This window comes from Kitasatospora sp. NPDC097643 (assembly GCF_040302625.1).
Classification (GTDB): domain Bacteria; phylum Actinomycetota; class Actinomycetes; order Streptomycetales; family Streptomycetaceae; genus Kitasatospora.
In genome coordinates this window covers 21,589-28,316 of sequence record NZ_JBEOSA010000092.1, presented here as the reverse complement: position 1 = coordinate 28,316, position 6,728 = coordinate 21,589, and the positions used below count along the sequence as shown (strand labels likewise).

The following is a 6,728-nucleotide window of genomic DNA, read 5'->3' as shown; positions in this document are numbered from 1 at the left end:
GGCCACCCGTACGGGTGGCCGGCCTCGCTGCCGGGCGCCTGCGGTGTACCGGGCCCACCCCGGTGGGGGTGGGCCGTTCACCGGCCCCGAGACCGCGTCGTGCGCGGCTGAGTCTGCTGCCGTGCCCCCGAGTAGGACGGCTGCGGTGACGGCAGGGGGTACGGCCCCGCCGACAGCGGGGCGTGACCGCCTCCGGTCGGGGTCAGCTTTCGGCGAGGATGTGGGACAGCTCCCGGTCGAGGTCGAAGTGACGGTGTTCGGTGCCGGGGGGCACCGCGGCGTCCGTCCGCTTGAGGAACGACTCAAGCGCCCGGGCCGGGGCCTCCAGCAGGGCTTCTCCTTCCGGAGAGCTCAGCGCGATGCAGACCACCCCTTGCCCGTGGCTGCGCGACGGCCACACCCGGACGTCGCCGGTACCGGTGGGTCGGTGCAGCCCCTCCGCAAGGAGATCTCGGGCGAACACCCACTCCACGGTCTCGTCGGCGCCCGTGTGGAACGTGGCGTGCACGGCGTAGGGGTCGGCGGTGTCGTAGCGCAGGCCCGCGGGGACGGGCAGTGAGGACTCGCTGGACACGATGAGGCGCAGGTGCAGCTCGCAGCTGACCGTGGTGTTCATAAGCGCCATGGCCTTTCGCTCAGTGTGCGCTCGGGGAATCGCACGTCGGCGAACGGACCATCCCACCCCCAAGACCGATGTAAACCCCTCTGTCCCGATTCGAGCGCGAGTCGTACCCCTGACGGCGCATTGCGGAATCACCGCGGAGCGGCCGGGCCCGGCATTACCGGGCCACTTCTTGGTTAGTTTCCTGGCATGACTGTGCGAAACGACAAGACGAGCGGGAACACGGGAACGGGTGAAGCCGTCAGGCCGGAGGGCACGGAGGGCACGGAGGGTGTGGACGGCGCGGACCACCGGGAGGACGCGGGGGCCGACGGCGGCCGGGCGGTCGGGTCGCGGGCGCCGGCCTTCGTCCGGCGCTCCCGGCCGCTGCACCTGACCTGGCAGGTGGTGATCTTCCTGGCCGGCCTCGCCGTGGTCGCGCTCGGCGTGATCATGCTGCCGCTGCCCGGACCCGGCTGGGTGGTCATCTTCCTGGGCATGGGGATCTGGGCCACCGAGTTCGCCTGGGCCCAGTCGGTACTGCGCTGGACCCGCCGCAAGGTCGCCGAGGCCGCCCGGCGGGCCCTGGACCCGCGGGTGCGCCGGCGCAACCTGACCCTCACCGCGGTCGGCCTCGCCGTGATCGCCGGACTCGGCGGCTGGTACCTGGCCCGCTACGGCCTGGCCGTCCCCTGGACGGCGGACGGCAGCTGAGCCGGCCGGGGGAGCCGGGGTCGGCCGGGAGAGTGTTCGGAGCACCCTCCGGGATGCGGTAATGTTTTCCCTGCACCCGGGCGATTAGCTCAGCGGGAGAGCACTTCGTTCACACCGAAGGGGTCACTGGTTCGATCCCAGTATCGCCCACCGGAATGCATTGTGATATGTGAGGCCCAGCCGATTATCGGCTGGGCCTCACATGTATTTCCGGAATCCGCCGAAAGGGCCACCCGGAATCCGCCTGAGCCTCAGTCATCTTCCGTGCGGAGCGCGAGTTCTGCAGATGCGTCGGGCCCACCCCGGAAGGGGCGAGTTGTACGGCACCCCCCAAATGGTGCTACAGTTCTTCTCGTTGCCCGGGCGATTAGCTCAGCGGGAGAGCACTTCGTTCACACCGAAGGGGTCACTGGTTCGATCCCAGTATCGCCCACCCGGACAGCACGCAGGCCCTGACCAGGAAACCGGTCAGGGCCTGCGGCGTACCCGGGCCCGGTGCGCCGCCCGACGTGCGCCGCTACGCCGCCGCCTCGCAGCCGTGCGCCGGCTCCAGCCGACGGCCGCAACCGCAGCGGGCCGGCCGCAACGGCCAGGACAGGTCCACCCGCTCCGGCGTCCCGGACCGGTCGAACCAGCTCTGCAGCCCCCGCGCCTGCGCCGCGTGCCAGACCGCCTGCCGCAGGTGCAGCTCCGCCGCCGTCAGCCCGCCCAGCGCCGCCGGGTAGCGGGCCCCGATCGTCCGGGTCAGCGCCAGCGCGGCCGTCGCGTCCGCCACCGCGTCGTGCGCCCCGGTCAGCTCCACGCCGTAGTGCGCGCACAGGTCGGTCAGCGTCCGGCGGCCCTTGCGGTAGCGGTCCACGTGCTTGTCCAGCACCCGGGGATCCAGCACCAGCAGCCCCGCCGGGCCCAGCGCCTCGGCCAGCGTGAGCCCGTGGTGGCGGCGCAACTCCCGGTCCAGCAGCGTCAGGTCGTACGGCGCGTTCATCACCACCACCGGCCGCCCGGCCAGCGCCTGGGCCGCCAGCGCGCGGGTGACCTCCGCCACCACCGAGCGGGCCGGGCGGCCGTGCGCCCGCACGTGCTCGTCGGTGATGCCGTGCACCGCGCGGGCGCCGTCCGGGATCGGCACCCCCGGATCGGCGAGCCAGGCGGAGGTCTGCACGGGGGCGCCCGGGGCGAGTTGGACGACCAGGGCGGCCGAGACGATCCGGTCGGACTCCACGTCCACGCCGGTGGTCTCGGTGTCGAAGGAGGCGAGTGGTCCGGTGTACCAGTGCTGCTGCATGACGGCCCCTCAGGCGAGCGATCCGCGCCCGGTGATACACCAGGTTGATACCCGGTTCTGACGCCCCTTCAACCCGTTTGGCCCAGCCCCGACCGGGGATCCTGCCTCATGGGCCTGTCGCCGAACTCCCGCCTGCCGCCCTGCGGGCGGACGACGGGAGTTCGACGACAGGCCCACGAGCGTTGCGTTCGAAGCCGAGCCGGGGGAGGCCACGGGGCGATGGCGCTGACACAGCCGCAGCCCGAGGGCGGGGCGGCGACCGTACTGCGGGGGAACCTCGCGGTCACGGCCTGCATGGAGACCCTTCAGGTCGGCTACCTGCATGCGGTGGCCGCGGCCGCCGGGTGCTCGCTCTCCCAGCCGTTCCCGGACAACGGCATCGACTGGCAGGTCAGCCACGGCTCCCGGGCGCACGACGTGGACGACGAGGTCACCATCAAGATCCAGCTCAAGGCCACCCAGCAGATCGCGCCCGAGCCGGCCGGGCCGCACTTCAGCTTCACCCTGGACAACGACCACCTGCGCAAACTGGCCCGGGCCCGGGTCGCCGTCCCCCGCATCCTGGTCGTGATGCTGCTGCCGCGCCGGGTCGACCACTGGCTCCGGGCCCGCCCGGACGCGCTGGAGCTGCGGCACTGCTGCTACTGGGTCAACCTGGCCGGCCACCCGGTCACCGGGCAGCGGCGAACCAATGTCCGGGTGCCGACCGCCAAGGTCTTCGACGACCGCGCGCTCTGCGACATCATGGCCCGGGTCGGCGCGGGCGGCAGCCCGTGACCGCCCGGCCCCGGCAGCGAGGAGTCCCGATGACACCGCCGCACGCGCCGGGCGAGCCGGCCCAGGCCCTGCCCGACCCGGCCGCCGTCGACCCGGCGGTGCTCGCCACCCTGCTCGCCCGGCACGGCTGGGTCCGCCGCGGCGGACCCGCCGCCCGGTACGGCCGCTGGACGCCGCCCGACGACGAAAGCGGCACCAGCCTGCTCGTCCCGGCCGGGGACGGCTTCGACGACGCCGTCGACCTGCTCGCCGACGCCGTCACCGCACTCTCCCGCTCGCCCAGCCCCTCCGCCCGCTCCATCCTGCTCGCCCTCGCCGTCCCCGGCGACGAACTGCGCTGGCGGCGCGAACTGCCCGGCCCCGCCGCCACCGCCGGCTGGGACGACGCCGAGCGGCTCCAGGCGGCGGCCCGCGCCATGCTCGCCGCCGGGGCCAAGGCCGGACGGATCACGGCCGCCTACTTCGGCGCCCGACTGGACGCCCTCGCCGGAGACTTCCTCGACCGCGTCCTGGTCGTCGACCAGGGCGCCGGCCTCACCGCCTACACCCCCGCCCCCGAGGGCCGGGCCGCCGTGACCACCCTGGTCCGCGCCCTGGAGGCGCTGCGCGACGCCGTCGACTACCGCCGGGTCAGCGGCGGGCCCGAGGCCTTCGAGAACGCCGTCCAGGCCGGGGTCAGCCGCGAGCTCGTGCAGTCCGTCGAGGACCTGGTCCGCGGCGCGACCGCGGCCCGGCTCACCGTCGCCTGGTCGGCCTCCGCCGGAACCCCGGGCGGCTTCGGCGACCGGCGGATCGTCCTCGACTTCTCACCCGGCGACCTGCCCGCCCTCGCGGAGGCCGCCGACCTGCTGGAACGCATCGAGCCCGCTGTCGCCGTCACCGTGGTCGGCGTGGTCGTCCGCCTCAAGCGCGCGAACCCGGCCGGACCGGGCACCGTACGGCTGCGGGTCCTCGGCGGGGCCGAGGTCCGCGAGCTCAAGCTCCGCCTGCCCGACCCCGACTACCGCCTCGCCGCCGAGGCCCACCTCGCGGGCCTGCCGGTCCGGGTCGCCGGCCGGCTGGAACGCCGCGGCGGCTTCCGCCGGCTCACCCAGCCGCACGGCCTGGAACTCTGCGGCTGGGAGGACGCCGAGCGCGAGCGACTGCTGAAGTCGCTGGGAGAAGGGTTCGGGGAAAGAGGAGAAGGGGCGTAGGTGCGCGGTGGGGTGGACGCTCTCGGTACCATCGTCACGCGCAGCGCTGTGTTGCGTCCTCTGAAATCCAGCACGTCAGGAGAGACCGGTGACGGACGTCCGGGTAATCATCAGCCGCGAACCCGATCGGGAAGAGCGCGTGGTGACGACGGGCACTACGGCCGCCGAGCTCTTCGCCGACGACCGCTCGATCATCGCCGCCCGCGTCGGCGGCCAGCTCAAGGACCTCGCCTACGCCGTCCAGGACGGCGACGAGGTCGAGCCGGTCGCGATCGACAGCAAGGACGGCCTCGACATCCTGCGCCACTCCACCGCGCACGTCATGGCCCAGGCCGTGCAGCAGCTCTACCCCGAGGCCAAGCTCGGCATCGGCCCGCCGGTCAAGGACGGCTTCTACTACGACTTCGACGTCGAGAAGCCCTTCCACCCCGATGACCTCAAGGCCATCGAGAAGCGCATGCAGGAGATCATCAAGCGCGGGCAGAAGTTCTCCCGCCGCGTGGTCACCGACGAGTCCGCCCGCGAGGAGCTGGCCGCCGAGCCGTACAAGCTGGAGCTGATCGGCCTCAAGGGCTCCGCCGCCACCGCCGGCGAGGGCGCCGACGTCGAGGTCGGCGCCGGCGAGCTCACCATCTACGACAACCTGGACGCCAAGACCGGCGAGCAGTGCTGGGGCGACCTCTGCCGCGGCCCGCACCTGCCCAGCACCCGGCACATCCCGGCGTTCAAGCTGATGCGCAACGCGGCCGCCTACTGGCGCGGCAGCGAGAAGAACCCGATGCTCCAGCGCATCTACGGCACCGCGTGGCCGACCAAGGACGAGCTGAAGGCCCACCTCGACTTCCTCGTCGAGGCCGAGAAGCGCGACCACCGCAAGCTCGGCAACGAGCTCGACCTCTTCTCCATCCCCGAGGAGATCGGCTCCGGCCTCGCCGTCTTCCACCCCAAGGGCGGCATCATCCGCCGCGCCATGGAGGACTACTCGCGCAAGCGGCACGAGGAAGAGGGCTACGAGTTCGTCTACACCCCGCACGCCACCAAGGGGAAGCTCTTCGAGAAGAGCGGCCACCTCGACTGGTACGCGGACGGTATGTACCCGCCCATGCAGCTCGACGAGGGCGTCGACTACTACCTCAAGCCGATGAACTGCCCGATGCACAACCTGATCTTCGACGCGCGCGGCCGCTCGTACCGTGAACTGCCGCTGCGCCTCTTCGAGTTCGGGACGGTGTACCGGTACGAGAAGTCCGGCGTGGTGCACGGCCTGACCCGCGCCCGCGGCTTCACGCAGGACGACGCGCACATCTACTGCACCCGTGAGCAGATGGCGGACGAGCTCGACTCGACGCTGACCTTCGTGCTCAACCTGCTCCGCGACTACGGTCTGACCGACTTCTACCTGGAGCTGTCGACCAAGGACCCGGTCAAGTACGTCGGGTCGGACGAGACCTGGGAGGAGGCCACCCGCGTCCTGGCGGCCGTGGCCGAGAAGCAGGGGCTGCCGCTGGTCCCGGACCCGGGTGGCGCGGCCTTCTACGGCCCGAAGATCTCGGTCCAGGCGCGGGACGCCATCGGGCGCACGTGGCAAATGAGCACGATTCAGTTGGACTTCAACCTCCCCGAGCGTTTTGATCTTGAGTACACGGCGGCGGACGGCTCGCGTCAGAGGCCGGTCATGATCCACCGCGCGCTGTTCGGCAGCATCGAGCGGTTCTTCGCGGTGCTGCTGGAGCACTACGCCGGTGCCATGCCGCCGTGGCTGGCCCCGGTCACCGTGACCGGTATCCCGATCACCGACGAGCACGTGCCGTACCTGCTGGAGGTCGCGGCCGAGCTCAAGAAGCACGGGATCCGGGTCGAGGTGGACACCTCGGACGACCGCATGCAGAAGAAGATCAGGAACGCGCAGCGCAGCAAGGTTCCGTTCATGCTGATCGCCGGCAACGACGACGTCGAAGCGGGCGCGGTTTCCTTCCGCTACCGCAACGGCGAGCAGAAGAACGGCGTTCCCCGTGACCAGGCGATCGCCGAGATCGTTGATGCTGTGGCGCGGCGTATCCAGGTGTGACGTGTTCCCCGCCATAGCGGGGGTGATCCGGACGCCATCGGCCGGACCTGGCAGATGACGACGTCGGCCCCGCCCAGGCGGGGGTGCGCG

Annotated in this window: 6 protein-coding genes and 2 tRNA genes; 6 read left to right on the top strand and 2 right to left on the bottom strand. The window is 71.9% G+C overall.

What is annotated here, in order from left to right; all coding sequences use genetic code 11:
* Positions 1-202 precede the first annotated feature (202 nt).
* On the bottom strand, positions 203-616 hold the full coding sequence (locus ABTY15_RS36440) for an SsgA family sporulation/cell division regulator (protein WP_030056266.1): 414 nt from the start codon (positions 614-616) through the stop codon (positions 203-205).
* A gap of 195 nt (positions 617-811) precedes the next feature.
* Between ABTY15_RS36440 and ABTY15_RS36435 the strand changes: the two genes are divergently transcribed.
* From ABTY15_RS36435 to ABTY15_RS36425, 3 genes are all read left to right on the top strand, one after another.
* Positions 812-1,315, top strand: a complete 504-nt coding sequence (locus tag ABTY15_RS36435) for a TIGR02611 family protein (protein WP_350605438.1) — start codon at positions 812-814, stop codon at positions 1,313-1,315.
* Positions 1,316-1,393: 78 nt separating this feature from the next.
* Positions 1,394-1,465, top strand: a tRNA-Val gene (locus ABTY15_RS36430).
* A 211-nt stretch (positions 1,466-1,676) separates the two neighbouring features.
* A tRNA-Val gene (locus ABTY15_RS36425) sits at positions 1,677-1,748 on the top strand.
* An 84-nt stretch (positions 1,749-1,832) separates the two neighbouring features.
* On the opposite strand, the gene ABTY15_RS36420 is transcribed toward ABTY15_RS36425, so the two are convergent.
* Positions 1,833-2,600 (bottom strand): exonuclease domain-containing protein, encoded by a 768-nt coding sequence (locus ABTY15_RS36420; RefSeq protein WP_350605436.1) that lies wholly within the window; start codon positions 2,598-2,600, stop codon positions 1,833-1,835.
* A 219-nt stretch (positions 2,601-2,819) separates the two neighbouring features.
* On the opposite strand from ABTY15_RS36420, the gene ABTY15_RS36415 reads away from it, so the two are divergent.
* From ABTY15_RS36415 to thrS, 3 genes are all read left to right on the top strand, one after another.
* Complete coding sequence (locus ABTY15_RS36415) at positions 2,820-3,377, top strand: DUF4365 domain-containing protein (RefSeq protein WP_350605435.1); 558 nt, start codon at positions 2,820-2,822, stop codon at positions 3,375-3,377.
* 29 nt (positions 3,378-3,406) lie between these two features.
* Positions 3,407-4,570 carry a hypothetical protein gene (locus tag ABTY15_RS36410; RefSeq protein WP_350605434.1) on the top strand — a complete coding sequence of 388 codons (1,164 nt, stop codon included), beginning with the start codon at positions 3,407-3,409 and terminating at the stop codon, positions 4,568-4,570.
* Between the two features lie 88 nt (positions 4,571-4,658).
* Positions 4,659-6,638 carry a threonine--tRNA ligase gene (gene thrS / locus ABTY15_RS36405; RefSeq protein ID WP_350605432.1) on the top strand — a complete coding sequence of 660 codons (1,980 nt, stop codon included), beginning with the start codon at positions 4,659-4,661 and terminating at the stop codon, positions 6,636-6,638.
* The last annotated feature ends 90 nt before the right edge of the window (positions 6,639-6,728 follow it).

What these genes read in the sequence shown, in the direction of transcription:
- ABTY15_RS36420 (WP_350605436.1), bottom strand. Translation starts at nt 2,600, where the DNA reads ATGCAGCAGCACTGGTACACCGGACCACTCGCCTCCTTCGACACCGAG.
- ABTY15_RS36410 (WP_350605434.1), top strand. Translation starts at nt 3,407, where the DNA reads ATGACACCGCCGCACGCGCCGGGCGAGCCGGCCCAGGCCCTGCCCGAC.
- ABTY15_RS36435 (WP_350605438.1), top strand. Translation starts at nt 812, where the DNA reads ATGACTGTGCGAAACGACAAGACGAGCGGGAACACGGGAACGGGTGAA.
- ABTY15_RS36415 (WP_350605435.1), top strand. Translation starts at nt 2,820, where the DNA reads ATGGCGCTGACACAGCCGCAGCCCGAGGGCGGGGCGGCGACCGTACTG.
- ABTY15_RS36440 (WP_030056266.1), bottom strand. Translation starts at nt 616, where the DNA reads ATGAACACCACGGTCAGCTGCGAGCTGCACCTGCGCCTCATCGTGTCC.